Annotated in this window: 23 protein-coding genes; 10 read left to right on the forward strand and 13 right to left on the reverse strand. The window is 65.7% G+C overall.

The window, feature by feature from the left end; all coding sequences use genetic code 11:
* The first annotated feature begins 64 nt into the window (after positions 1–64).
* A complete protein-coding gene (locus ACYDAT_RS12640) occupies positions 65–2974 on the forward strand; it encodes a TonB-dependent receptor plug domain-containing protein (protein WP_461450519.1) in 2910 nt (969 codons plus the stop codon).
* Positions 2975–3067: 93 nt separating this feature from the next.
* Here ACYDAT_RS12640 and ACYDAT_RS12645 read toward each other — a convergent pair whose 3' ends face one another.
* From ACYDAT_RS12645 to ACYDAT_RS12670, 6 genes are all read right to left on the reverse strand, one after another.
* Positions 3068–3370, reverse strand: coding sequence for a type II toxin-antitoxin system RelE/ParE family toxin (locus ACYDAT_RS12645; protein ID WP_461450521.1), 303 nt, complete (start codon positions 3368–3370; stop codon positions 3068–3070).
* Positions 3367–3819 carry a type II toxin-antitoxin system RelB family antitoxin gene (gene relB / locus ACYDAT_RS12650; protein ID WP_461450523.1) on the reverse strand — a complete coding sequence of 151 codons (453 nt, stop codon included), beginning with the start codon at positions 3817–3819 and terminating at the stop codon, positions 3367–3369. The genes ACYDAT_RS12645 and relB overlap by 4 nt, the downstream gene beginning before the upstream one ends.
* A gap of 111 nt (positions 3820–3930) precedes the next feature.
* Positions 3931–4218, reverse strand: a complete 288-nt coding sequence (locus ACYDAT_RS12655) for a type II toxin-antitoxin system RelE/ParE family toxin (RefSeq protein WP_461450551.1) — start codon at positions 4216–4218, stop codon at positions 3931–3933.
* The gene (locus ACYDAT_RS12660) at positions 4202–4702 is read right to left on the reverse strand and encodes a hypothetical protein (RefSeq protein ID WP_461450525.1); all 501 of its coding nucleotides are present in this window, start codon (positions 4700–4702) and stop codon (positions 4202–4204) included. Before ACYDAT_RS12660 ends, ACYDAT_RS12655 begins: the two co-directional genes overlap by 17 nt.
* Before the next feature lie 340 nt (positions 4703–5042).
* Positions 5043–5393 (reverse strand): HVO_A0114 family putative DNA-binding protein, encoded by a 351-nt coding sequence (locus ACYDAT_RS12665; RefSeq protein ID WP_461450527.1) that lies wholly within the window; start codon positions 5391–5393, stop codon positions 5043–5045.
* Complete coding sequence (locus tag ACYDAT_RS12670; RefSeq protein ID WP_461440343.1) at positions 5390–5605, reverse strand: toxin-antitoxin system TumE family protein; 216 nt, start codon at positions 5603–5605, stop codon at positions 5390–5392. The genes ACYDAT_RS12665 and ACYDAT_RS12670 overlap by 4 nt, the downstream gene beginning before the upstream one ends.
* Positions 5606–5706: 101 nt before the next feature.
* Here ACYDAT_RS12670 and ACYDAT_RS12675 point away from each other — a divergent pair, with 101 nt between their 5' ends.
* Complete coding sequence (locus ACYDAT_RS12675) at positions 5707–6900, forward strand: class I SAM-dependent methyltransferase (RefSeq protein WP_461450529.1); 1194 nt, start codon at positions 5707–5709, stop codon at positions 6898–6900.
* A gap of 39 nt (positions 6901–6939) precedes the next feature.
* Here the strand turns inward: ACYDAT_RS12675 and ACYDAT_RS12680 are convergent, their stop codons facing one another.
* Together ACYDAT_RS12680 and ACYDAT_RS12685 are read right to left on the reverse strand one after the other, a co-directional pair.
* Positions 6940–7713, reverse strand: a complete 774-nt coding sequence (locus tag ACYDAT_RS12680; protein ID WP_461440341.1) for an ABC transporter permease — start codon at positions 7711–7713, stop codon at positions 6940–6942.
* The gene (locus ACYDAT_RS12685) at positions 7710–8654 is read right to left on the reverse strand and encodes an ABC transporter ATP-binding protein (RefSeq protein ID WP_461440340.1); all 945 of its coding nucleotides are present in this window, start codon (positions 8652–8654) and stop codon (positions 7710–7712) included. The genes ACYDAT_RS12680 and ACYDAT_RS12685 overlap by 4 nt, the downstream gene beginning before the upstream one ends.
* 107 nt (positions 8655–8761) lie before the next feature.
* Between ACYDAT_RS12685 and ACYDAT_RS12690 the strand changes: the two genes are divergently transcribed.
* On the forward strand, positions 8762–9511 hold the full coding sequence (locus ACYDAT_RS12690; RefSeq protein ID WP_461450531.1) for an FAD-binding oxidoreductase: 750 nt from the start codon (positions 8762–8764) through the stop codon (positions 9509–9511).
* 260 nt (positions 9512–9771) lie between these two features.
* Positions 9772–11112 carry a M23 family metallopeptidase gene (locus tag ACYDAT_RS12695; protein WP_461450533.1) on the forward strand — a complete coding sequence of 447 codons (1341 nt, stop codon included), beginning with the start codon at positions 9772–9774 and terminating at the stop codon, positions 11110–11112.
* Between the two features lie 74 nt (positions 11113–11186).
* Here ACYDAT_RS12695 and ACYDAT_RS12700 read toward each other — a convergent pair whose 3' ends face one another.
* On the reverse strand, positions 11187–11471 hold the full coding sequence (locus ACYDAT_RS12700) for a hypothetical protein (RefSeq protein WP_461450535.1): 285 nt from the start codon (positions 11469–11471) through the stop codon (positions 11187–11189).
* Positions 11472–12043: 572 nt separating this feature from the next.
* Between ACYDAT_RS12700 and ACYDAT_RS12705 the strand changes: the two genes are divergently transcribed.
* Both ACYDAT_RS12705 and ACYDAT_RS12710 read left to right on the forward strand, forming a co-directional pair.
* Complete coding sequence (locus tag ACYDAT_RS12705) at positions 12044–14182, forward strand: TonB-dependent receptor (RefSeq protein ID WP_461450537.1); 2139 nt, start codon at positions 12044–12046, stop codon at positions 14180–14182.
* 108 nt (positions 14183–14290) lie between these two features.
* Positions 14291–15421, forward strand: a complete 1131-nt coding sequence (locus ACYDAT_RS12710; RefSeq protein ID WP_461450539.1) for an NAD(P)/FAD-dependent oxidoreductase — start codon at positions 14291–14293, stop codon at positions 15419–15421.
* A gap of 77 nt (positions 15422–15498) precedes the next feature.
* Here the strand turns inward: ACYDAT_RS12710 and ACYDAT_RS12715 are convergent, their stop codons facing one another.
* Genes ACYDAT_RS12715 through ACYDAT_RS12725 form a run of 3 tightly spaced genes read right to left on the reverse strand, consistent with a single transcriptional unit; the run spans position 15499 to position 18374 of the window.
* Positions 15499–15846 carry a hypothetical protein gene (locus ACYDAT_RS12715; protein WP_461440001.1) on the reverse strand — a complete coding sequence of 116 codons (348 nt, stop codon included), beginning with the start codon at positions 15844–15846 and terminating at the stop codon, positions 15499–15501.
* Positions 15830–17533 carry an ArnT family glycosyltransferase gene (locus tag ACYDAT_RS12720; RefSeq protein WP_461450541.1) on the reverse strand — a complete coding sequence of 568 codons (1704 nt, stop codon included), beginning with the start codon at positions 17531–17533 and terminating at the stop codon, positions 15830–15832. Before ACYDAT_RS12720 ends, ACYDAT_RS12715 begins: the two co-directional genes overlap by 17 nt.
* Positions 17534–17576: 43 nt before the next feature.
* A complete protein-coding gene (locus ACYDAT_RS12725; protein WP_461439999.1) occupies positions 17577–18374 on the reverse strand; it encodes a glycerophosphodiester phosphodiesterase family protein in 798 nt (265 codons plus the stop codon).
* Between the two features lie 9 nt (positions 18375–18383).
* Here ACYDAT_RS12725 and ACYDAT_RS12730 point away from each other — a divergent pair, with 9 nt between their 5' ends.
* The 4 genes from ACYDAT_RS12730 (at position 18384) to ACYDAT_RS12745 (ending at position 21898) form a co-directional block, all read left to right on the forward strand.
* Complete coding sequence (locus ACYDAT_RS12730; protein ID WP_461450553.1) at positions 18384–19178, forward strand: glycosyltransferase family 2 protein; 795 nt, start codon at positions 18384–18386, stop codon at positions 19176–19178.
* Between the two features lie 165 nt (positions 19179–19343).
* The gene (locus tag ACYDAT_RS12735; RefSeq protein ID WP_461450543.1) at positions 19344–19850 is read left to right on the forward strand and encodes a hypothetical protein; all 507 of its coding nucleotides are present in this window, start codon (positions 19344–19346) and stop codon (positions 19848–19850) included.
* Positions 19851–19959: 109 nt separating this feature from the next.
* A complete protein-coding gene (locus ACYDAT_RS12740) occupies positions 19960–20922 on the forward strand; it encodes a hypothetical protein (RefSeq protein WP_461450545.1) in 963 nt (320 codons plus the stop codon).
* 22 nt (positions 20923–20944) lie between these two features.
* Entirely contained in the window at positions 20945–21898 is a 954-nt protein-coding gene (locus ACYDAT_RS12745) for an SEL1-like repeat protein (RefSeq protein ID WP_461450547.1), read from the forward strand.
* Between the two features lie 61 nt (positions 21899–21959).
* On the opposite strand, the gene ACYDAT_RS12750 is transcribed toward ACYDAT_RS12745, so the two are convergent.
* A partial coding sequence (locus ACYDAT_RS12750) for a YifB family Mg chelatase-like AAA ATPase (protein WP_461450549.1) occupies positions 21960–23345 on the reverse strand: 1386 nt, incomplete at its 5' end.

Consider the following 23345-nt stretch of genomic DNA (forward strand, 5'->3'; position numbering starts at 1 on the left):
TTCGGCCATGGTCGGGCAACACCGGCCAGCATGCTTCGCCTGCACACACACGGAGTCTTGACCCATGAAGCCCATGCAACGCTCGTTGTTGGCGGCCGCGATCGTCGCGGCGCTCTCGGCCTCGGCTTACACCCTGCCCGCGCGTGCGCAGGGCACGCAGACCGGCGCTACGCAGAAGCAGGACAAGAAAAAGGCGCAAGAACTGAAGAAGATCGTGGTCACTGGCTCGCTGATCCCGACGGCCGAGATCGAAACTGCGACGCCCACGATTTCGATCACCGCAAAAGACATCAAGGAGCAGGGTTTCACCAGCATCTACCAAGCGATACAAGCCATGCCCATGGCCACAGGAGAGGTGCAAGGTGCCTCGGCTACAGCGGCGTTCACCCAAGGCTTGCAAACAGTATCGCTGTTGGGGCTGCCGCCCGATTTTACCTTGATCCTGGTTAATGGGCATCCGCTGGCCGATTATCCGTTGCTGTACAATGGCCAGGCCAGTGTCCAAGACATCTCCAATTTCCCGATTTCGATGATTGATCGTATCGATATCGTGCCCGGGAACCAGTCTTCGATCTATGGTTCGGCAGCCATCGCGGGCGTTATCAACATCATTCTCAAGCACCATGTGAGTGGAGTCCATTTCGAGTACCGTGCCGGCGGCTATGCGGATGGCGGCGGCAATAGCCAATTGCTGTCGCTGGTGGGCGGTTATAACAAAGGTCGCCTGAGCTTGGTTTATGGTTTGCAGTACAGCACGCAGCAGCCCATTTACCAATTTCAGCGGCCCTACGGCACCACCTACGCCAATCCCAATCCGGATCTCAGCGGAATGCCTTCCATAAGTTATGGTTTGGTCGATTATAGCGCGGGCAACTTTATTATTCCGGCCAGTGCTGGCGTGAATCCATGTGCCAACATCGCCAACCAGTACGGCGGAACGACGGTACAATTTGAAACCAAAGGCCCTGGAGCAACACCTGGAAGCTACGTGGGCAATGGTGGTTACGCGTGTGGCAGCCCCAATATGCCCGGCTACAACACGGTCATGAACAAGAACAATCAGGGAACCGCCTATCTGTCCGGGCAGTTCCGAATCAACAGCAACATGGAGTTGTACGGCAACTTGGTTGCCACCATCCAGACACAGAGCTTCGGCGCGGGTCCGTTCTACAATTGGTGGGAGCCGAATATTGCGGCTTTCTACAATGGTCATGCTCCCGGTATTATCCTCAACGCCAATACGGGAACATTCCAGCAGCCATTCGAGACCTTCGCACCCGAAGAAGTTGGAGGCTTGGCGGTCAATGGTACACACGAGGTGGACCGCAGCTACAATTTTTACGGTGGTGTCAAAGGCAACTTGGGCGACAGCAACTGGGCGTATGACGCTTATTATGCGCGGTCCCAGTTCAATACCGTGCAAAACACGCCACACCCCATTACCAGCAGGGTTGATGCATTCTTTCAGAACCAGTTTCTTGGACCCAAGCTGGGCAGTTACTATGGCTACCCGATCTATGCGCCGAATTACAGCAAATTTTACCAGGGTCTGACGCCCGCCCAGTATCAAAGCTTTTTGGGTATCATGCACAGCAGCAGCGAATCGTATACGCAAAACCTGAACTTGCAGGTCACGAATACGGATCTCTTCAAGCTGCCGGCAGGCGATGTCGGGTTCGCGGGTGTGCTGCAGGCCGGGGATCAAAACTGGGCGTTGCCGGCAAACCCGCTGCTTAGCTCTGGCCAGTTCTGGGGGTACACGGGCTCTTCTGGCGGCGGCCGGCGTAATAACTATGCGGGCGCCGTCGAATTCCATGTGCCGATCACCAGCATGCTCAGCGCCGATGTCTCCGCGCGCTACGATCGCTTCCACAATGATGGTGGCAGCACATCGAGCCGGCCAACCTACAAGGTCGCGTTCTCATTCCGTCCGTTTAATACCCTGTTGCTGCGTGCAAATTATTCCACCGCATTTAAAATGCCGGACATGGGTTATGCCTTCGTCGGCAACAGCGGATTTTTCCAGGGAGTAACGGACTACTATCAGTGTGAAAGGCTATTTCCCGGCACTCCCTACTCCAATTGCTCCGGCATCAACAACCCTTATATCAATACGCAAATCAAGGGTACGCAGAGGGGCAATCCGTATTTATCGCCGATCACGGCCAAGAGCTGGGGCGCCGGGTTCGATTGGTCACCGACATCCAACTTCAATGTCAGTGCGGATTATTATGATATCCGCATCAGCAACGAAGTGCAGTATCAAAGCGTCAATACGCTGTTGCTGAATGATGCGCAGTGCCTGCTCGGCCAGATTCCGAGCAGCTCACCCGTTTGCCAGACTGCGTATGCAGCGGTATCGCGCGGAGGGGCCAATGCCCCGATCCCCTACTTGTTGAATGGGGTTACCATTGAACCGATCAACATCGCGCGAGAACGCGTCAGCGGTATCATCGCCAAGGGCAGTTATTCCTATGATGCCGGACGCTGGGGACGGTTTATGCTCAGTGGGCAGTACAATGTGACGCTGCATCATACACTGCAGCTTGCGCCGGGAGATCCCACTTACCACCTGCTGCACAATCCATATTATGATTATTTGTCAGCGCAGGGCGGTTCTGCGCTGGGTCCGGAGTACAAAACCATCCTCACCGGCACATTGGCTTGGAATATCCAGAATTGGACCACGGCACTGACTGGTATTCGATATGGCAAGCTGCCGAATTTCGCCGCTTACGCTAACCCGACCGTTTATCAAACCTACGGCGCTGGACGCATGCCGCCTTGGATACTTTACAACGCAACCGTCAAGTACGACATTGGCACAGACGCCAGCGTGGCGTTGACCGTGAACAACCTGTTCAACGCCATGCCACCCTTGGACAGAAGTTTTACCTTCTGGCCATATTACGACTACGGCGCCTACAACATTTACGGTCGTTCGTACTACGTTGATTTCAACTACCGCTTCTGATATCAGCAGACTCCGTGTGAGACTTGGGCCGGCAGCGATGCTGGCCCTTTCTTTTACCGCTAAAGACAGGCGTCTGGCGCGCCGGGTTGATAATCACGGCACCTGTTGCGCCGCGTGCTTCACACTCAAAATCTGCACGGTGCGGACCTCGGTCAGCAGACGATAAAAGACGATGTAGTTCGGCTGCACGACCAGCTCGCGCAGCCAGTCGGGCAAGCCCGGCCGCCCCGTGCGGCCTAGTTCTGGATGCTGCGCAAGCGGTTTGGTCTTGTCTCGCAGCTCCTTGCCGAAGCTCTTGGCTCGCGCCGGGTTGTCTTTGCCGATGTAGTGGACGATCGCGCGCAAATCGTCGCGGGCCATCGCTCGCCATTCAATGTGGTACGGCTTGGCCGTCACGCGCGTTTTCTGTTGGCGCCCGGCAGGGCGGCAATGTCGGCGTCCATCTCGGCCATGACTTCATCGTGCGGGATGCTCGGGCGCGGGTCGTCAATGGACGCTCGAACCTCTGCGGCCAGCCACTGGTTATAGGCTGCGGCTTCATGCGCTGCGCGCATGGCCTCGGCGCGGTTTCGCCGGCTGCGGGTCATGTTCTTTTGGCCGGGGTTCCAGTTGGTCGCGTCGAGTTGGGCAACGGCAATGCCCACGTCACGCAGCACGATCAGCGCAGAGGTGGGATTGCCGAAGCGGCGCGGTTCGGTGCTGCGGGCCTTCACCAAAAAGGCGTCCTGCCCGCTGCGGGTGGCGATTTCAACGAAGAAGCCGCCGCCCTGGCCTTTCAGGGTCACACCCGTCACGCCGCCGGCGTTGACCGTGGCGCGTAGCTGCTCCAGGGTCATGCTGTGCATGGTAAGCTCATCTATCAATCTGGGGTTAATTGCGCGCCTTGATTGTGCATGATTGATAGAACTCGTGCAATCCGCAAGTCGGCGCAGGTGATAACTGGCCGCTTTATCGCTTCATTCCGACCAACGACACGCCGCTGTCGTGGTCCACGGTGGCATCACGCGCAGCACCTGGATTTCATCCTCCGCTACGCGATAGACCACGTTGTACACCGTGCCGGCCAGCGGCCATTCCCGTGTTCCGGGCTGGCGCCCCTGTTTACTGCTCTTGGGCTGGGTGGCCAGCGTCTTGATGCGCTCGCGCAACTGAACCACAAACTCCACTGGATCCGGCAGATCGTTTTCGATGCCAAAATCGATCGCCTTGCGCAGATCTTCTTCTGCCTCATCCTCGTAGCGCATGCGCACGGCGTCGCGCCTTTGGCGGCTTGACTGCGTCACGCTCGGCGACCCGCTTCGCGGCATACGCCTCCAGGCGATCGAACATTTCATCGTGGTCGTGCCAGATGGCCGCGCCACGTTCGATCTTGTCGAGGGACTTGCGTACTTCGCCACGAAACCACGTGTCGTACTCCAGCGCTGCATTGGCTCGCCGAGTGCGCAAGACCACGTCCGGGCGCGCAGCACGCAGCCGGCCCGGCTCGTAGTGGGTCAGGTCGAGCGTTGTCTGACCAATGCCCGCTTCGCGCAAAAGCTTGGCCGCGGCATCGGCGCTGCCGAACATGCGAACGCGGTTGTACTTGGTCGCGAGCGTACGGGTCTGCATGCCGACTTGAGCGACGACGGCGTAGCCGCCGCGTTGGCCGATGATGGACGCTGCCCGAACCGAGCCGGCCTCGGCGAGCATGCGCAGATTGTCCAGCTTGATCAGTGCGGGGGTCGCCATGTTGAACGCCCAAATTAGCCTAGTTGGGCGCAACATAAAGCTTGCTTGGCGGTCGTGCAACGTCCAGGGTCGATTCCAACCATCATACTGATCTCGTTCAAGGAACCATGCTTATCCGGTTGACACACTTAAGCATGAGCACGTCATCCGGCGGACGGATGACACGACGTGGGACACGGCAACCCCCCTGCAGAGCTGGCACTGGGAGATCCTGGAGACCACGATCACCGATGACGTTTGGCTCGCGAAGTGTGTCAACCGGATAAGCATGCAAGGAACATCGACTTGGCAGCGACGCATCTCGCTTCGCTGCCGGCGCCGAAGTTCCCTGATTCCGCTTCTACAGCTTCATCTCGGCATGAACCACGTCGTAGGGGACGCACACGCCGCGCGGACCTTTCACCACCAGGCCCGTGGCGCTCAACTCACGAACGTCCTGGTGTACGCGCTTGTAGTCGCGGCCGAGCGCCTTGGACAAGGTCATCACATCCTTGGCCGGATGAGCATGCAGCGCGCGCAGCAATTCCATGCGTTTGGGGGTCAGGGCCGACAGCATGGCTTCCAGCTCGACGAAGCCGATGTGCGTTTCGGCCATCTCCTGGCCAGCCTCGGCGCGATGCCACGCATCCGCGAAGCGCTCGCCCATGGCTTGCAGCGAATCATTGACATGAATGGTGATGGGCTTCTTCATGGTTGTTGCCCTCGTTCGCGTTGCACATCGGCGCTGAAGTCGACCATCAACTGCTCGACGGTGGTGAGGGTATAGGGCATCCCCACGTCGCGCAGATGGCGATGATCGCCTTTGCCAGGCTCGTTGTCATAGCCCACGATCCGCCCGCCGCCACGTCCGTAGTACAGGCTGTACTTGAGCAAATGATGGCTTCCGCCGACCGGCAACGGCACGCGCCAGATCTACATCTCGATGGTGTTTGTCATGCCGAGCGCGGCATGCGCACGCGCCGGCGCATGTAGGCTTGCCGGCTGTCGCTCAAGGATCACGCAGCATGCAGCCCGCCGACCTGCCCGCACCCGATGCCGATGCACTCGCGCATTCGGCGCATTTGACCGCGCTGCTGCGCGAGACCATCGCCGCGCATGGGCCGATGCCGTTTCACGCGTTCATGGAGCGCTGTCTGTACGCGCCGGGGCTGGGTTATTACAGCGCCGGGGCGCGCAAGTTCGGCGCGGCCGGGGATTTCGTCACCAGCGCCGAGCTGGGGCCGATCTTCGCGCGCTGCGTGGCCAGCGCGCTGGCGCCGTCATTGCTGCTGCTGGGCGCGCAGGCCGACTGGCTGGAACTGGGCGGCGGCAGCGGCGCCTTCGCCGAACACGTGTTGCTGGCATTGGCGTCGCGCGGCGCGCTGCCGGCGCGTTATTTGATGCTGGAACCCAGCGCCGAGCTGCGCGCGCGCCAGCAGACGCGGCTGCGCGCGCGCTTGCCTGCCGCGCTGTTCGCCCGATTGGAGTGGATCGAGCGCCCGCCCGAGCAGCCCTGGCGCGGCGTGCTGTTCGCCAACGAGGTGCTGGACGCGCTACCGGCCACGCGCTTCACCGTGCGCGGCGGCGAGGTGTACGAGGAGCACGTGGCGCTGGATGGCGCCGGTGCCTTCATGCGCGTGGACCGCCCGGCCGATGCGCTGACGTCTGCCGCCGCGCGTCATCTTGAACGCGCGCTGGGCCAGCCATTCGCCGATGGTTATCGCTCGGAACTGCTGCCGCAATTGCCGTACTGGATGCAGGCCGTGGCCGGCACGCTCGCGACCGGGCTGGCGCTGTTCGTGGATTACGGCTACCCGCGTGCCGAGTACTACCTGCCGCAGCGCGCCAACGGCACGCTGCGCGCGTTCTATCGGCACCACGTGCACGATGATGTGTTCTTCCATCCCGGCCTGCAGGATCTGACCGCCAGTGTCGATTTCAGCGCGCTGGCCGAAGCCGGACAGGGCGCGGGCCTGGATCTGGCGGCCTATGTGCCGCAAGGTCAGTTCCTGCTGGCGGCGGGGTTGGAGCAGGTGCACGCCGAGGCGGCGGCCGGGCAGGATACCGCCGGGCTGTATGCGCTGGCGCAGGAGATCAAGCGCCTGATGCTGCCCGAGGCCATGGGCGAGCGCTTCCAGGCCATGCTGTTCGCGCGTGGCCTGGCCGCCGCGGCGCTGCCCGCCGAGTTGCTGCTGGCGGATCGCCGCGCGCACCTGTAAGGCAAGCCCCGGCTGGTGGACGCGGGGAACAGTCCGCCATCAACTGCGCAGCCCGCGGCCGTGGTGCAGCAGGCGTTCGGCGATGATGCCCAGCGCCACGAACAGCACCAGCATCACCGCGTACGCCGGCAGCAGCGCGATGTCGCCGACACCGAGCATGCCGTCGCGGAAGGCGCTGACCATGTACAAGATCGGATTGGCGTGCGAAATATCGCGCCACGGCTGCGGCAACTGGTCGACCGAATAGAACACGCCGCCGAGATAGGTGAGCGGGGTGAGCACGAAGGTCGGCACCAGCGCGATGTCGTCGAACTTGCGCGCGAACATGGCGTTGATGAAGCCGGCCAGCGAGAAGATCGCCGTGGTCAGCACCACGCTGCTGATCGTCACCCAGATGCTGACGATGTGCAGGCTGGTGAAAAACAGCGAAATGCCCAGCACGATCACGCCCACCATCAGTCCACGCAGCATCGCGCCGCCGATGTAGCCGGCGAGGATCACCCGCGGTGGCATCGGACTGACCAGCATTTCCTCGACGTAACGCCCGAACTTGGCGCCGAAGAACGAGCTGGTGACGTTGCCGTAGCTGTTGGTGATCACGCTCATCATCACCAGGCCGGGGGTGATGTATTGCATGTAGGTGTAGCCGTGGATTGCGCCGATGCGGCTGCCGATGAGCGTGCCGAAAATCAAAAAGTACAGCGTCATGGTGATCGCCGGCGGCATCAGCGTCTGCCCCCAGATGCGCACGATGCGGATGACTTCGCGGCGGATCAGGGTGTGGAACGCCACCCACTGCTCGTAGGCGTTCATGCCGCGCGCTCCGTGCCGCCGGTCAGGCGCAAAAAGAGTTCTTCCAGACGATTCGACTTGGTGCGCATCGAGCGCACCACCAGTCCGGCGCCAGTCAACGCGGCGAACAAGGTGTTGAGGTCGCGGCCGCGTGGCAGCTCGACCTCCAGCGTGGATTCGTCCATGCGCCGCAGGTTCAGGCCCTCGATATGCGGTAGCGACTGCTGCGTGCACGGCGCGACCAGATCGAGCACGAAGGTTTCCACATCGATCTGGGTCAGCAGCGCCTTGACCGTGGTGTGCTCGATGATGCGGCCGTGGTCGATGATGGCCACGTTGCGGCACAGGTTTTCGGCCTCCTCCAGATAGTGCGTGGTGAGGATCACGGTGACGCCTTCGCGGTTGATCTGGCGCACGAACTGCCACATCGAGCGGCGGATCTCGATGTCCACGCCGGCGGTGGGCTCATCCAGGATCAGCACGCGCGGCTCGTTCATCATGGCGCGCGCGATCATCAGGCGGCGCTTCATGCCGCCGGAGAGATTGCGCGCCGGCTGCTGCGCCTTGTCCCACAGGCGCAGCTCGTTGAGGTACTTCTCGGCGCGCTGCTTGGCGATATGCCGCGGCACGCCGTAGAAACCGGCCTCGTTGACGCAGATGTCGAACAGCTTCTCGAACTGGTTGAGGTTCAATTCCTGCGGCACCACGCCGATCAGCGCCATGGCGCGGCTGCGCTCGTGCTGCACGGAAACGTCGAACACGCGCGCTTCGCCGCCGGTGCTGTTGACCAGCGAGGCGAGGATGCCGATCAGCGTCGATTTGCCGGCGCCATTGGGGCCGAGCAGCGCGAACAGGTCGCCGGCCTCGACCTTGAGATCGATGCCCTTGAGCGCTTCGACGCCGTTGGGATAGGTTTTGCGCAGCGCGCGCAGATCGAGCGCGGGGATCGCGTTCATGGGCATGAGCCAAAAGACAAGGCGCTAGTATATGGGCGCATGATCCGCGTTCCGTCGCCTCCGCGCGCACGCAGCGCTTCCCCCGCGGCAACCCACCCAACTGCGCATCGCCGATGACCCAGCACTTCACCCTGCGCCTGGCGCAGAGCCGCATGCTCGCACCCAGCGTGCGCCACCTCGCCTTCGCGCGCACCGATGATCAGCCGTTCGCGTTCACGCCTGGGCAATTTCTGCAAATCCACTTCGCCTACGCCGATGGCAAACCGACCAAGCGCAGCTACTCGGTGGCCACGGTGGCCGCGCGTCATGGCGCTGCCGTGGATCTGATCGAGATCGCGGTCAGCTACGTGCCGGGTGGCGCCGCCAGCGCGTTGTTCACGCATCTGGAAGACGGCGGCACGGTCGAGGCCAGCGGCCCTTACGGGCGTTTCGTGCTGGGCGAGCAGGATGCCAACCGCCGCTATGTGCTGATCGCCACCGGCACCGGCATCACGCCGTACCGCGCGATGCTGCCGCAATTGGCCGCGCAGATGCGGGCGCGTGGCGTCGAGGCGGTGCTGCTGTATGGCGCGCGCAGCGAATCCGAGCTGCTGTATGGCGCCGAGTTCGAGGCTTTCGCCGCCGCGCATGCGGGCTTCCGCTTCGTACCCTGCTTCAGCCGCGGCGCGCGCGCGCAACCGCGCGCTCATGATCGCCTCGGCTACGTGCAAAGCATGCTGCCCGAGCTGACGCCTGATCCGAGTGGCGACATCGCCTATTTGTGCGGCAACCCGAACATGGTCGATCAGTCTTTCGAGGCGCTGAAGCTGGCGGGCTTGCCGATCCAGCACATCCGCCGCGAGAAATACGTCTCCTCGCGCTGAGCGCGTGCGCGCGCCGGCTGCACGCTTGCGGTGCAGCAACAAACCGCGTCCACGCTGACATCGGTGCGCCGCCGCCGCGCATCCGGAAAAATGTACTGCCCAGTACATACGAAATCGTACAGATTGGTAAGGCGTGAAAGCGGCGTGATCTAACGCCGGTCTAACGAGTGCCGGCTATAAGGAACGACACGCCGCACCGCCATCGCCCTGATTCGCGGCACGTTGCGCGGCTTCGTTCGGTTTCAGTCGAGGATGCTCCGATGCGCACCATTCGCCGCGCCGTCGCCGGTCTGCTGTTGTTCACGCTCGCCGTCAGTGCGCAGGCATTCGCCTGCCAGCCGGTGAGCACCATACTGGGCCAGGGCGAAATGCTTGATGGCGTGTTCGCGCACTGGGGCGTCACCCGCAGCGATGCCTTCGTCTGGGGCCAGAAGATCGCGCAGCGCATGCCGCTGAGTACGTTGCGCGCTGGCGACCACATCGAAGCCTGCCTCGTCCCCGTGCACGGCGGCCACCATCTGGTCGGCGTGCGCATCGTGCACAAGGACCGTCATTTCCGCGGCCTCGTCCTGGGTTGGGGCGTGGGCGGGGCGCCAGCGCGCAACATCGCGCGCAACGGCCCGGTGGGCGAGGGCGGCCAGTTGCTGGCCGCGGTGCTCACCTCGACCGCCGACAAGGCGCCGGTATCCGCGCAAACGCCGATCCTGCCGCGGGGTACGCCCGAGGACATCAGTTTCATGGTGGCGCATTCGCTCACCGCCGAACTCGAAGCGCGCCATTTCGACCCGGTGATGGCCAGCGCCGTCAAGCAATGGCTGCATGTGGACAGCAATTTGCCGCAACCGCTGCCGCCGGGGACACTGGTGGATGCGCTGTTCATTCGCGAGCCCGGCGTGCGCGAACCCGATCTGGTGCGCCTGACGGTGTACGACGCCGGCCGCGAACACACGCTGTATCGCTTCCGCGACGCGCATGGCGACACCGTGCTGGCCGATTCCGACGGCCAGGGCCTGATGCCGATCGCGCTGGTCATGCCGGTGCCCTCGGCACGGCTGACCTCGGGCTGGGGCTGGCGCATCAATCCGGTGCTGCACATCCCCGAGTTCCACAAGGGCGTCGATCTGGCCGCACCGATGGGCACGCCGATCCACGCCGTGGCCTCCGGGCGCGTGGATTTCTTCGGCTGGCACGGTTATTACGGACAGATGGTCGAGCTGCGCAACGGCCCGGATCTGGTCACCCGCTACGGCCACATGTCGCGCTACGCGCGCGGCCTGCACGATGGCGAGATGGTCCACGCCGGGCAGGTGATCGGTTATGTCGGCAGCACCGGGCTGTCCACGGGGCCGCATCTGTACTTCGAGATCTGGGAGCACGGCAAGCGCATCGATCCATTGCGCATCGAGGCGCAGACCGCCGCCGTCACGCCGCAGGCCAATCCGGTCAAGTTGCTGCCGGCCGTGGTGACCCCGGTGCAGTTGGACGGCAGCGAGTTGTCGCGCTTCCAGGCTTTCCGCGTCGCCTTGCAGCGCGCACTGAACGCGCCCGGCAACACCAGCGCGACGCCGATCGCCACGGCTACCATCAACCCGATGCCGTAACGAACATTCTGCGCCGCGCCACAGCGCGCGGCGATCCGGGTCCGGGTTCGCGAACGCCTCGCCCGGCCTGTTGTTCAAAGCCTGATCTGCTTGCACCGCAAACCCATCTGTTTTCCGACAATAAAGTACGAGCTTAGATCGATACCCTGGCCTGAACCCGCCAGCGCCAGCGAGACCGTACCCTTGGTCAGGACTTGCGCGGAGCCTGATTTCACCGGGCCGGCGTTGACTTCGCCCTGTGCGTACGAGCCCAGCACGTCGTCAATGGTATGCACGTCGGTGAAGGTGCCAACGCCATTGTCGATGCGTGACTTGCCGGCGGTGAGGCCCACGCCTTGCGCGGTGATCTTCACGTGCATGGACGTTCCATTGGTGCAGGTCACCAGGCCGGTGTCGTCCACGTGCTTGTGGATGGCCAACCAATTGGTGGTCTTGACTCGAAGGCCTTCTGGCCGTCACGGTGCTTGTCAGTGCCGGACTTTTCGTGCTGCCCGGACTCCTGCTTGTCGCGGTTGCCAGGGTTGGACTTGTAGGGTGCGTCGTGGTTTTGATTGCTCATTGCGTTGACTCCGTCGGGTAGACCCTCGTTGCGAGGATGGGAAAGTCGCGATGACCACGGCATAGCGTTGTCGCTGCGTTCGATCAGCGCTCCATGGATTGAATGGGGGAGGAGCGTTGCATTGGAGATGTCGGAGCGCATCCATGCTGCCGCGTCGCGGCGATGTCACGATGCAGGTTGCGCTTGCGGCGCTGGCGCGTCTGTGCGCTGACATACCAAGGGCGCGCCGGATAGATAAGCCGGAAGTCCCGAGCGTGACCGCAGTGTCTATTGGCCGACAGGCGACACGACGAACGAAACAAGCTCAATGCCGCGCGCCATACGGTCCGGTTACACTATGTTATTGTGTAACATCAATGCAGGAGTTTCCCGATGCATCGCTTTGCCCTGCGTCAGCGCCGCCTGACACGCTCACCGCTTTCCGCCGCGCTGCTGCTGGCCCTGGTCAGTCCCCTCAGCCCCCAGGACAGCGCCGCTGACACCACCGCCGAACCCAAGCAACTGGCCACGGTCACCGTCAACGCGGTGTTGGATCAGGCGCGCAACCAGCTCTCCCCGTCCACCGGCAGCAGCCTGTACGTGTTCACGCGCCAGGCCATCGCCAGCATGCCGCTGGGTGAATCCACGCCGCTGAACCAAGTGCTGCTGCAGGCGCCGGGCGTGGTGCAGGATTCCTACGGCGAACTGCACGTGCGCGGCGATCACGCCAATCTGCAATACCGCATCGACGGCATCATCCTGCCGGAGAGCATCTCCGGCTTCGGCCAGACGCTGGACACGCGCCTGATCCACAGCGTGTCGTTGTTGACTGGCGCGCTGCCGGCGCAATATGGCTTGCGCACCGCGGGTGTGATCGATATCCGCACGCGCTCCGGCGCACAGCTTGGCAACGGCGGCAGCGTCGGCGTGACCGCGGGCAGCCACGGCACCCTGGAACCGTGGCTCAGCCTGCATGGCCACAGCGGTCGCTGGAGCTGGTTCTTCTCCGGCGATTACCTGAAGAATGACCTCGGCATCGAAAACCCAGTTCCCACGCGCGCGGCCATCCACGACAAGACCTGGCAGGGCAAGGGCTTCGGCGCGCTGTCGTATCTGCTCAACGACAGCGCGCGCATCAGCGTGCTGGCCGGCGTGACCAACAACCGCTTCCAGATTCCCGACAATCCGGACCAGGCACCGGTCTACAGCCTCGCCGGCGTCAACGACTACCCCTCGGCCGACCTCAATGAGCGCCAGCGCGAGCTGACCCGCTTCGCCATCGTCAGCCTGCTGGGCAAGCTGGGCGCCACCGATTACCAGATCGCCGCGGGCCAGCGCTACAGCCAGGTCGATTTCACGCCCGATGCGATCGGCGATCTGATCTACAACGGCGTCGCCTCGAACGTGGGTCGCAGCAACCGCGCCAGCACGTTGCAGGCGGATTTCGCCACGCCGCTGGGATCAAGCAACACCTTGCGCTATGGCGTTTACGCTGATTTCCAGCGTGGCGTGCAGGACAACAGCTCCCTGGTGTTTCCCACCGATGCCAGCGGCAATCCCAGCAGCAACGTGCCGATCAGCATCACCGACAACAACCGCCTGACCGCGCGCACCACCTCGCTGTATGTACAGGATCAGTGGAGCGCCAGTGACGCGCTGACCCTCAACGGCGGCCTGCGCTACGACCGCATCGGCGGGTATCTGGCCGAAAGCCAGCTCAGTCCGCGCCTGGGCATGGTCTATGAGGTCGACGACGACTGGACGCTGCACGTCGGCTACGCGCGCTATTTCACCCCGCCGGCAACCGAACTGATCGCCGCCACCGACATCGCCCTGTTCCAGGGCACGACCAACGCACTGCCCACCGACGTCAACACGAATGCGCGTGCCATGCGCAGCAATTACTACGACCTCGGCGTGCAGTGGCGGCCCAGCGCGCAGCTCACCCTGGGGCTGGACGCCTACCTGAGCCAGGCACGCAATCTGCTGGACGAAGGCCAGTTCGGCACCGCGCTGGTCTTCTCCGACTTCAACTACCGCTACGGCCGCAACCGTGGCATCGAGTTCAGCGCCAACTGGCAGAACGGTCCGCTGCGCGCCTATTTCAACCTGGCCGGCAACGTCGCCCAGGGCAAGCAGGTGGCCTCGGGCCAGTATAACTTCGCGGCCGATGAGCTGGCCTTTATCGCCAGCCACTGGATCGCGCTGGACCACGCGCAGCGCTACACGTCGTCGGGTGGCGCCAGTTACCGCCTGCACGATGGCACCACGCTGGGCTTCGACTATCTTTATGGCACGGGTTTGCGCGCCGGCTTCGCCAACACCGAAACCCTGCCCGCGTATTTCCAGCTCAATCTGAGCGCGGCGCGCAGTTTCGATTTGCCGGGCTTCGGCGTGGTGCACGCGCGTCTCGCCGTGATCAACGCGCTGGACCGTGTGTACGCACTGCGTGACGGCTCGGGCATCGGCGTGGGCGCGCCGCAGTACGGACCGCGACGCGGCTATTACCTGGGCCTGAGCAAGGATTTCTGAGCGCGTGCGCCGTCCATCGCGGCGCCCTACCGCAGGCGCGCGCACTTGCATTCATCCGCGGCAGTGCAGAATCCTGCTGTCCAATTTCAGGCGCACAGGGAGCGGCATATGTCCGGCATCACCCTCATCGGCAGCAGTTTCGGCGCGGTCAGCGCCATCCGCGCGTTGCGCAAGCGCGACGCACGCGTGCCGATCAGCGTGCTCGCGCCCAAGCCCGAGTTGATCTACAACGCCAGCCTGATCTGGGTGCCTACCGGTTTGCGCCGCGGCAATGCGCTGCGCGTGCCGCTGCAGAATTTCTTCGCGCGCCACAACGTGCGCTTCGTCGCCGGCCGCACACGCGGCCTGGATAACGGCGGCCGCAGCGTGCTCACCGAGGACGGCCAGACGCTGGACAACGATGGCCTGATCATCGCCAGCGGCGCGCGCCACATCAAAAAGCCGCCAGGCATCGAGCACGCGCTGACGATTTGCGAGGGCATCGAGGCGGCCGAGGCGATCCATGCGCGCCTGCAGGGCATGAGCGGCGGCAGCATCGCGTGCGGCTTCGCCGGCAATCCCAGCGAGCCAGCCGCGGTGCGCGGCGGGCCGATGTTCGAGCTGCTGTTCGGCATCGAAACCTGGCTGCGCCGCAGTGGTCAGCGTGGCAACTTTCGCCTGGTGTTCTTCGCGCCGGCGGCCAAACCCGGCGCGCGCCTCGGCGCGCGCGCCGTCGAGGGCCTGCTGCGCGAGATGCAGCGCCGCGGCATCGAAACCCACCTCGGCCACAAGCTGGTGAAATTCGAGGAGCGCGCGGTGCATACCGAGGGCGGCAGCATCGCCGCCGATCTGATCCTGTTCATGCCCGGCCTGACCGGCCCAGCCTGGGTGCAGGACAGTGGCCTGCCACTGAGCGCCGGCGGTTTCGTGCAGGCCGACGCGCAGTTGCGCGTGCCCGGCTTCGCGCAGACCTACGTGGTCGGCGATGCCGGCAGCCATGCCGGCCCCGACTGGATGCCCAAGCAGGCGCACATGGCTGACTTGCAGGGCACGGCGGCGGCGGCGAATCTGCTCGACGAGCTGGCCGGCAAGGCGCCCGAGCAAACCGCGCCGGCCGAGTTGATCTGCATCGTCGACAGTCTTGATGGCGGCACGCTGGTGTATCGCACCGAAAAGCGCAGCCTGCTGCTGCGCGCGCGCCTGTTGCATCCCGCCAAGCGCTGGTTCGAGCGCCGCTATATCGCCGCCCTGCTCGGCTGAGACGCGCTGGCCTGCAAACGATGACGCGCGGCTGAGGCCGCGCCTGCTGTTGAACAGTACCGCGCTGATCGTTGCCGCTAGCCGGCGCTGCGTTCAATGCGCCTGAGGAATACGCGCATTTCCTTGGCGGCCTGCACGTCGCCGCGCATCTCGGCCGCGGCGATGCCTTGCCGCCAGGCGTTGGCGGCGGCGTCCTGGCGGCCGGCATCCAGCAGCGCGCGTCCGAGAAACTTCCACGCCGCGCTGTAGCGCGCGTCGAACACCAGCGCGCGTTCGAATTCATCGATCGCCGCGGCGTGCTCGCCCGCGACGCTCAGCGTTTGTCCGAGCATGCAGCGCAGCAGCGCGCCGTCGCGCGGGCCATCGCGCTGCGCGCGCAGCGCGGCGATGCGCGCCGTCAGCGCCGCATCAATGCGGGGTGGCATCGCCGGCACCGGGCACGACCAGGGTCGGACCGCTGCCCGCGGGCGGCTCGTGGCCGGCGCGCAGCGCGGCCAGCGTGCGCGCCGGCCACAGCACCACCCACACGCCGCGGAAGCGTTGTGCGTACAGCGCGTAACGGCGCGCATCGGCATCCAGCGTGCTCGGATAAGCCAGCACCCAGCCTGTCGGATGCGCGTTCAGCCAGGCGTTGAGTGCCGCGCCATCCTCCAGCGCGGCGATGGGTTTTTGCAGCCGCCCGAGAAAGTGATACTGGCCCTCGTACATGCCGACATTGCCGATGGCCACACCGTGCGTCTGCGCCTGCGCCAGCAGCGTGCTCAGCCGACGCAGGTCGTAATCGCGCCACAGCGTCAGCGTGAACAGCGCATTGGCCGCGACCACGCCAAACAGCCCGGCCACCGCGACACGGCGCAATTCGCCGCGCCCGCGCAGCAGCAGCAGCCAGCCAGCCAGCAGCACGAACACCACGCCAAAGCTGGGGCTGTGCACGGCCACCGCGCGCAGCGCGTAATCGTGCGCCAGATCACCGCGCGCGCTGAGCCGCGGCAGCGCGAACAGCAGCACGCCCAGCAGCAGGCTGAACACGGCCAGCGGCCACGGCCCCAGCCAGGCGTTGTGTTCGCGCGCGGGATGACGTTCGCGCTGGCGCGCCAACGCGAACGCCAGCAGCAGGATCAGTCCCCCCAGCTCCGGCAGCGGGTAATACGCCTGCTTGCCGCTGACCAGCGAGAACGTCACGAACACCGGCGCCAGCCACGCGATCAGAAATTTCTGCCCCGGCTCGAACGGATGCCCGAGGCTGCCCAGCGCGCTCCATGCGCGCGGCCACAGCGCAAACGGAAACAACAGCAACGGCAGCAGCGGCACGTACCACCAGATGGGCCGCGCATGCGCGAAAGCATCGACCACGCGCCCGGCGGTCTGCTGGAACAGCAGCAGCTCGCGGTATGCCGGACCGCCCAGCCACGCCGCCGGCAGCGCCCAACCCAGCAGCATGAGCATGCCCACCAGCAGCGCCAGCGCGCCGCGCCCATACCAAGCGCCGCGATGCTGCCGCGCCCACGGCTGCCACCACGGCCCTAGCAGCCACACCAGGCCCACGTGCAGCAACATCACCGGACCCTTGGTCAGCAGGCCCAGACCAAGCGCCAGCGCGAACAGTACGAAGCGCGGCGCCTCGCGGCGCGGACTGGGCAGCAGCGCCAGCAGCGCCAGCAGCACCCACACCGCCAATAGGCCGTCGTACATGATCTGCAGATCGAACAGGAATCCATAGGTCAGCGCGCCCAGCAGCCACGGCGCGCTGCGCGCGATCCACGGCCGCGTCGGAAACAGACGCCGCGCCAGCGCCTGCACCAGGATCAACTGCGTCAGGCCGATCAGTACCAGCAGCAGGCGCGGCCACAAATCGCTCACCCCGCCGATGCTCCAGCCGGCGAAAAACAGCCAGTACAGCAACGGCGCCTTGTCGCTGTAAGGCGCGCCATTGAGCATCGGCACGATGTAACTGGCGTGTTGCCACATGTCCCAGGCCACGCCGAGGGTGCGCGTGGAATGCATCGGCATGGGCCCGTGCGCGAAAATGGCCAGCAGCGCCAGCGCCAGCCACAGCGGCGCCCAGGGCCACAGCGCGCGCAGCGTTTCCAGTCGTCGATAGCTCAGGTTCACGGGACGGCCCTTGCACTGAGCGTGCAGTGTAGCGGCGCGGGGTTCAAGCGTTGACGCGCAGCGGCAGTTCGAGGCGATCGGTGAATATGCCTTCCACGCCCGCCGCCAGCAAGCGCGCGGCCGTGGGCGCGCGGTTGACGGTGTACACGCGCAGCGCCAGACCGGCGTCGTGGATGGCGCGCACGCGCGCCGCGGTAAGCGCGCGCCAGTGCAGATGCAGCGCGTTCGCACCCAGCGCGCAAGCGCTGCGCGGCACGCGCGCGTCGTAGTATGCGCACAGCAGCGCCAGCGGCAGTTGGGTTTGCCGCTGCGCCAGCGCGCCGCGCGCCGCGCGCAGCGCCCGCGGCGAGAACGAGGACAACAGCGGCGCCGGTACGCGCGGATGTTCACGCAGCCAGCGCGCCACGCGCGTCGCCACCACCACGCCGGTGCGCGCCGCGGCGCCGGGCGCGGGCTTCAGTTCGAGATTGAGCCAGACGCGGCGGGCGGCGGCGAAATCGAGCACGGCATCGAGGCTGGCCAGCGCCTCACCGCGAAAACGCGCGCCGTACCATGCGCCCGCATCGAGTCTGCGCAAATCCGCCCAGCGTCGCCCCGCCGCCCCGCCGCGCGCGTCGGTGGTGCGCGCCAGCGTGTCGTCGTGCAGCAGAAACGGCACGCCGTCGGCGCTGAGCCGCACATCGCACTCGAAGGCGCGAAAACCGGCCGCGTAGCCGGCATGAAACGCGGCCAGGGTGTTCTCGGGCGCGGCATCGCCGCCGCCGCGGTGGGCGATCCAGCGCTGATCGTGTCCGCTGCATTCCTGCATGGCGCCAGCATAACGCTGCCATGCGGCCGCCATGCTGCGATGATGCGCACTGCCGCCGCGCCCGCCCCTGCCATGAGCCGCCCCGCGATTTCCGCTTGCGTGATCACCTACAACGAGGCCGACCGCATCGGCGCATGCCTTGCCGCGCTGGATTTTTGCGACGACATCGTGCTGGTCGATTCCGGCTCCACGGATGCCACGCGCGAGCTTGCCGCGCAGCACGGCGCGCGTGTGTTCACCCGTGTCTTCGACGGCTACCGCGCGCAGAAGGACTTTGCCGTGCAACAAGCGCGTCACGACTGGATTCTGTTCGTCGATGCCGACGAGCGCGTCAGCCCGGCGCTGCGCGCCTCCATCGAAACGGCGCGTGCGGGTGGTTTTGCCGCCGCGCACGGTTACCGTTGCGCGCGCGCCACGCGCTACTTAGGCGAATTCCTGCGCCACGGCAACGCCTACCCCGATCGCGTGCTGCGCCTTTTCGATCGTCGTCACGGCGGTTTTCACGGTGCGCGCGAGATCCACGAACACGTCGAGGTCGACGGCGCGGTCGCGCTGCTGCACGGCGATCTGTTGCACGAGGCCTATCGTTCGCTGGACGATCAGCTCGCGCGCTACGAACGCTATGCGCGGCTGATGGCCGAGCACATGCAGCACAGCGGACGCCGCGCGCGCATCGCCAACATCGTGCTGAATCCGACCTGGCGTTTTCTGCGCGGCTATGTATTGCGCGGCGGTTTTCTGGACGGCTGGCGCGGTCTGTTTTACGCCTACCTCGAAGCCAATTACGCGCGCCAGAAATTCATCCGCCTGTGGCTGCTGCAACGCGGCCCGCGTTGACGCCCGCACCCGCTGCGTCACAAGCGAAGCCTGCGCGCCTTGCGCTGCAAACAAACTGTAGGCCGCGTCTGCTTGTTCGGGTCGCGGTCACGGCCTAGCGTGCGCAGCGTGGCGAATGAGCAAGGGGAGGACATGCGCGCACGCTGAGGATTCATATCGATTGGTTTGCTGCTCGCCAGCGTGCTCGGCGCGCAGAGCACTGCCGCCGCAGCGGTTGCACCACCTGCCGCGGATGCTGCCAATGCCTTGCTCGTGGCGGCGCCTGCGCCGAAGCGGGACGATCCGGGTGGCACGGCCATTTACGCAGTGCTTGACGCGCATGCGCCGCATGGCCAGCGCGAGGCTGCGCTGAGGCAATTGCGCGAGGATGCCGAACACGGCAGCGCGTTCGCGCAGTTGCTGCACGGCGCGCTGTATTTCCAGGGTCCACAGGGCGCGCACGCGCTGCTGCCGCGCGATCCGGCGCTGGCCGATGTGTATCTATCCAACGCCGCGACGCACGGCAACGTGTTTGCGATGGCGGCGATGGCCGAGCTGGAATTGCAACAGCATCATGTGCTGCAGGCCAACGTGTGGGCACAGATCGAACCCGCGCCGGATTGCGGCAAACCCCTGCGCTATGCGCCGTTGCCGGCGCAATTCAGTCGCAGCAGCCCCGGCACGCACGGCTGAGCAACCACGGCCGCGCGCGTGATGTAAACGAACTGTAGGCCGCGCCTGCTTGTTCGGGCCGCGCAAGTGGCCTAGCGTGCGCGACGTGGCGAATGAGCGAGGGACGGACATGCGCGCACGCTGGGGAGTCGGGTTGCTCGGGTTGTTGCTGGGCGCGGCTTGCGTCGCGCAAACCGCGCTGCCGGCGCAGCCGACGTCGGCGCCCGTGAGCCCACCTCGGATGTTGCTGCCCAAGCCCGCCGCGCGGTCGGTGTCGGCGATGGCGCAGGACCACGCCTACGCCCTGCTCGCGCTGACCGCGCTCAGTGCCAAACATCCCAAGCCCGAGCGTCTCGCGGCGATCGGCGCGCTGACTCGATTGGCCCAACACGGCAACGCCTTCGCCGAGTACGTGCTGGGCTCGCTGTACATGTGGGGGCCGCAGCGGCCGCATGCGTTGTTGCCGTACAACGCCGCGCTGGCCAACGAATATCTGGCCAATGCCGCGATCCGCGGCAGCCTGTTCGCCATGCAGGCGCTGGCGCAGTTCGAGCTGCTGAACCATCACCCGCTGCAGGCGATGATCTGGGCGCAGACGCTGGCTTATTACCACCATCGGCTGCGGCCGGCACAGAAGCGCGCGGTAGGCTACCTGCCCGAGTTGATCGCGCACGCACAAGAGCAGCTCACTACTGCCCAGGAGGCCAAGCTGCTGTCCGACGTCAATGGCGTGCTGGTGCGTTACGGCCCGCGGATCGAGGCCGGCCTGCGCCGGCGCTGGCCCGCCCCGTCCGCCGACTGTTTGACGCGGCGCATCGCACCGCAGGGCACCGTGCCCGACTTCTTCAGGCCCGGCCGCTGGAAGCATGTACCGCGCGCGGCCTCGCTGGTGATGGTCTACGCCGTCGATCCCGCTGGCCGCATCGTCGATCACGCGATCATCAACGTGCTGCCGAACTGGCACGTGCGGGACCAGATGCGCTATGCGCTGGCCATCATGCGCTTCAATCCCGCGCCCGGTTGCCACGGCCTGCGCCCGGTCATCCAGCCGATGCACTACATCGACCACCGCTACTCGATGCATTGGCACTGAACATGGATAAGGGGGGCTTTCCGTGATCGGACGATTCATGCACCGCGTGCGGCGCGCACTGCTGGCCATTGCGCTCGCGGGGCTGGCCGTGGCGGCCGTGGCGGCACCACCCGCACGGGCCGCGACGGACACGATGACAGCCGCGAATCACGCGGCCAAGGCCTTGCGCGACGCGGACCAGTTCGCGCTGATCAGCGGCCGTGGCAGCGCGCACGCCTGCCAGGCCGGATTCGAATCACTGCGCCATGCCGCGCTGCAGGGCAAGGCATCGGACCAGCTCCTGTTCGGTGCGCTGTACCTGCACGGCCGCGACTGCGGCAGTTTCCATCTCGCGCGCGATGACGACAAGGCCGTGCTGTACCTGGAGCACGCCGCGATCCAGGGCCGCCTGCTGGCCATGCCCGCCCTGGCCGAACTGGAAGTGCGGCGCGGCCACGCGCTGGAGGCCAACGTCTGGGCGCTGGCGTACCTGCATTACGCGGTCCCCGCGCAGCAGGACACCGGATACCCCGCCTCGCTGCTACACCGCACGCTGGGCATGCTGTCGAAGACGCAGAACAAGCAGGTACTGGCCGATGCCAATGCGTTCATCCTGCGCTACAACGCCGGCATCGAGGCCGGCCTGTACCGGCAGATGCTGACGTCGGCCCGGAAGCCCACGGCCTGCCGCCTGCGTCCCGTCGATGCGCATCATCGCGTGCACCTGCCGCAACCGTTCTCGCAGATCCGGATCCGCCCCATGCAGCGTGCGCTGGTGCTGTACCTCGTCGCATTCGGCCGGGATGGCCGCGTGCACAAGTTGGCGCCGGTATTCGCCGTGCCGCAGTGGCGCGATGCGCGGCGCCTGCGCACGATCTCGGGATATCGTCGCGTCCAGCCGGCGCCGGCTTGCGGCCAGGCCCTGCGCTGGGCGCTGCTGCCTGTCGAATTGGACAATCATCACTATCGTATTAGCGGCCGCACCGGGCACTCGTAGCTACGCGGAACCTGATCGCCGCGCGCATGCCTCGGGCATTGCACGCGCGAGGTCGTGCCACTTACGACGTTAAACCCCGGAACTGCAGCGCCTCGGCCAGATGCTCGCGGCCGACGCAGGCGGCGGCGCCGTCCAGATCGGCGATCGAGCGCGCCACGCGCAGGATGCGGTGGTAGGCGCGCGCGGACAGGCCGAGCTTGTCCACGGCGCGCGCCAGCAGGGCGCGTTCGGGCGGGCCCAGCGCGCAGTCGCGCTCGATCTCGCGCGCGACCAGCTCGGCGTTGGGACGTCCGGCGCGCGCATAGGCGTGCTCGCGCGCGGCCACCACGCGCGCGCGCACCGTGGCGCTGTCCTCGTCGCGCGCGGCGCGCGCCTGCATCAGGTCTTCCATCGGCACGCGCGGCACCTCGACCTGCAGATCGATGCGATCCAGCAGCGGGCCGGACAGGCGCGCGCGGTAACGCGCGATCTGCTCGGGCGTGCAGTGGCAGCGCCCGCCGGGATCGCCGGCATAGCCGCACGGGCACGGGTTCATCGCCGCCACCAGTTGGAACTGCGCGGGAAACTCGGCGCGGCGCGCGGCGCGCGCGATGGCGATGCGCCCGGATTCCAGCGGCTCGCGCAGCACTTCCAGCACGTGGCGGTCGAACTCGGGCAACTCATCCAGAAACAGCACGCCGTGGTGCGCCAGTGAGATTTCGCCTGGGCGCGGATGCGAACCGCCACCGACCAGCGCTACCGCCGAGGCGGTGTGATGCGGCGCGCGAAACGGCCGTCGCCGCCAGTGCGCGAGCCGGATGTCCTGCCCGGCCACCGAATACACCGCGAGGGTTTCCAGCGCCTCGGACGCGCGCAGCGGCGGCAGGATGCCGGGCAGGCGCTCGGCCAGCATGGTCTTGCCGGTACCGGGCGGGCCGCTGAGCAGCAAGTGGTGGCCACCGACCGCGGCGATCTCCAACGCGCGCCGCGCCTGCAATTGTCCGCGCACGTCGGCCAGATCCGGCCCGCCGACCGCGCCGTCCCACACGACGGCCTGCGGGGCATCCAGTTCGCCGCGATCGCACAGCCACGCGCACACATCGGCCAAGCTGTCGGCCACGCGCACGTCGAGATCCTCGACCAGCGCGGCCTCGGCGGCGTTGGCGCGCGGCACCACCGCGCTGCGCCCACTGGCGCGCACGCGCAGCAGCGCCGGCAGCACGCCGTTGACCGCGCGCAGCGCGCCGGACAGCGCCAGCTCGCCCATGAACTCGCAGTGCTCCAGCTTGGTGCGTGGCACCTGGCCGCCGGCGGCGAGGATGCCCAGGGCGATGGCGAGGTCGTAGCGTCCGCCCTCCTTGGGCAGATCGGCCGGCGCCAGATTCACCGTCACGCGGCGCGCCGGATATTCGAACAGCGTGGCCTGGATGGCGACACGCACGCGATCGCGCGCTTCGCGCACCGCGGC

The organism is Metallibacterium sp. (assembly GCF_054637675.1).

What these genes read in the sequence shown, in the direction of transcription:
- ACYDAT_RS12655 (WP_461450551.1), bottom strand. Translation starts at nt 4,218, where the DNA reads ATGCGCTACGAGGATGAGGCAGAAGAAGATCTGCGCAAGGCGATCGAT.
- ACYDAT_RS12690 (WP_461450531.1), top strand. Translation starts at nt 8,762, where the DNA reads ATGACCCAGCACTTCACCCTGCGCCTGGCGCAGAGCCGCATGCTCGCA.
- ACYDAT_RS12675 (WP_461450529.1), top strand. Translation starts at nt 5,707, where the DNA reads ATGCAGCCCGCCGACCTGCCCGCACCCGATGCCGATGCACTCGCGCAT.
- ACYDAT_RS12730 (WP_461450553.1), top strand. Translation starts at nt 18,384, where the DNA reads ATGCGCACTGCCGCCGCGCCCGCCCCTGCCATGAGCCGCCCCGCGATT.
- ACYDAT_RS12685 (WP_461440340.1), bottom strand. Translation starts at nt 8,654, where the DNA reads ATGCCCATGAACGCGATCCCCGCGCTCGATCTGCGCGCGCTGCGCAAA.
- ACYDAT_RS12640 (WP_461450519.1), top strand. Translation starts at nt 65, where the DNA reads ATGAAGCCCATGCAACGCTCGTTGTTGGCGGCCGCGATCGTCGCGGCG.
- relB (WP_461450523.1), bottom strand. Translation starts at nt 3,819, where the DNA reads ATGCACAGCATGACCCTGGAGCAGCTACGCGCCACGGTCAACGCCGGC.
- ACYDAT_RS12740 (WP_461450545.1), top strand. Translation starts at nt 19,960, where the DNA reads ATGCGCGCACGCTGGGGAGTCGGGTTGCTCGGGTTGTTGCTGGGCGCG.
- ACYDAT_RS12700 (WP_461450535.1), bottom strand. Translation starts at nt 11,471, where the DNA reads ATGCACGTGAAGATCACCGCGCAAGGCGTGGGCCTCACCGCCGGCAAG.
- ACYDAT_RS12680 (WP_461440341.1), bottom strand. Translation starts at nt 7,713, where the DNA reads ATGAACGCCTACGAGCAGTGGGTGGCGTTCCACACCCTGATCCGCCGC.
- ACYDAT_RS12660 (WP_461450525.1), bottom strand. Translation starts at nt 4,702, where the DNA reads ATGGCGACCCCCGCACTGATCAAGCTGGACAATCTGCGCATGCTCGCC.
- ACYDAT_RS12665 (WP_461450527.1), bottom strand. Translation starts at nt 5,393, where the DNA reads ATGAAGAAGCCCATCACCATTCATGTCAATGATTCGCTGCAAGCCATG.
- ACYDAT_RS12705 (WP_461450537.1), top strand. Translation starts at nt 12,044, where the DNA reads ATGCATCGCTTTGCCCTGCGTCAGCGCCGCCTGACACGCTCACCGCTT.
- ACYDAT_RS12725 (WP_461439999.1), bottom strand. Translation starts at nt 18,374, where the DNA reads ATGGCGGCCGCATGGCAGCGTTATGCTGGCGCCATGCAGGAATGCAGC.
- ACYDAT_RS12710 (WP_461450539.1), top strand. Translation starts at nt 14,291, where the DNA reads ATGTCCGGCATCACCCTCATCGGCAGCAGTTTCGGCGCGGTCAGCGCC.
- ACYDAT_RS12695 (WP_461450533.1), top strand. Translation starts at nt 9,772, where the DNA reads ATGCGCACCATTCGCCGCGCCGTCGCCGGTCTGCTGTTGTTCACGCTC.
- ACYDAT_RS12715 (WP_461440001.1), bottom strand. Translation starts at nt 15,846, where the DNA reads ATGCCACCCCGCATTGATGCGGCGCTGACGGCGCGCATCGCCGCGCTG.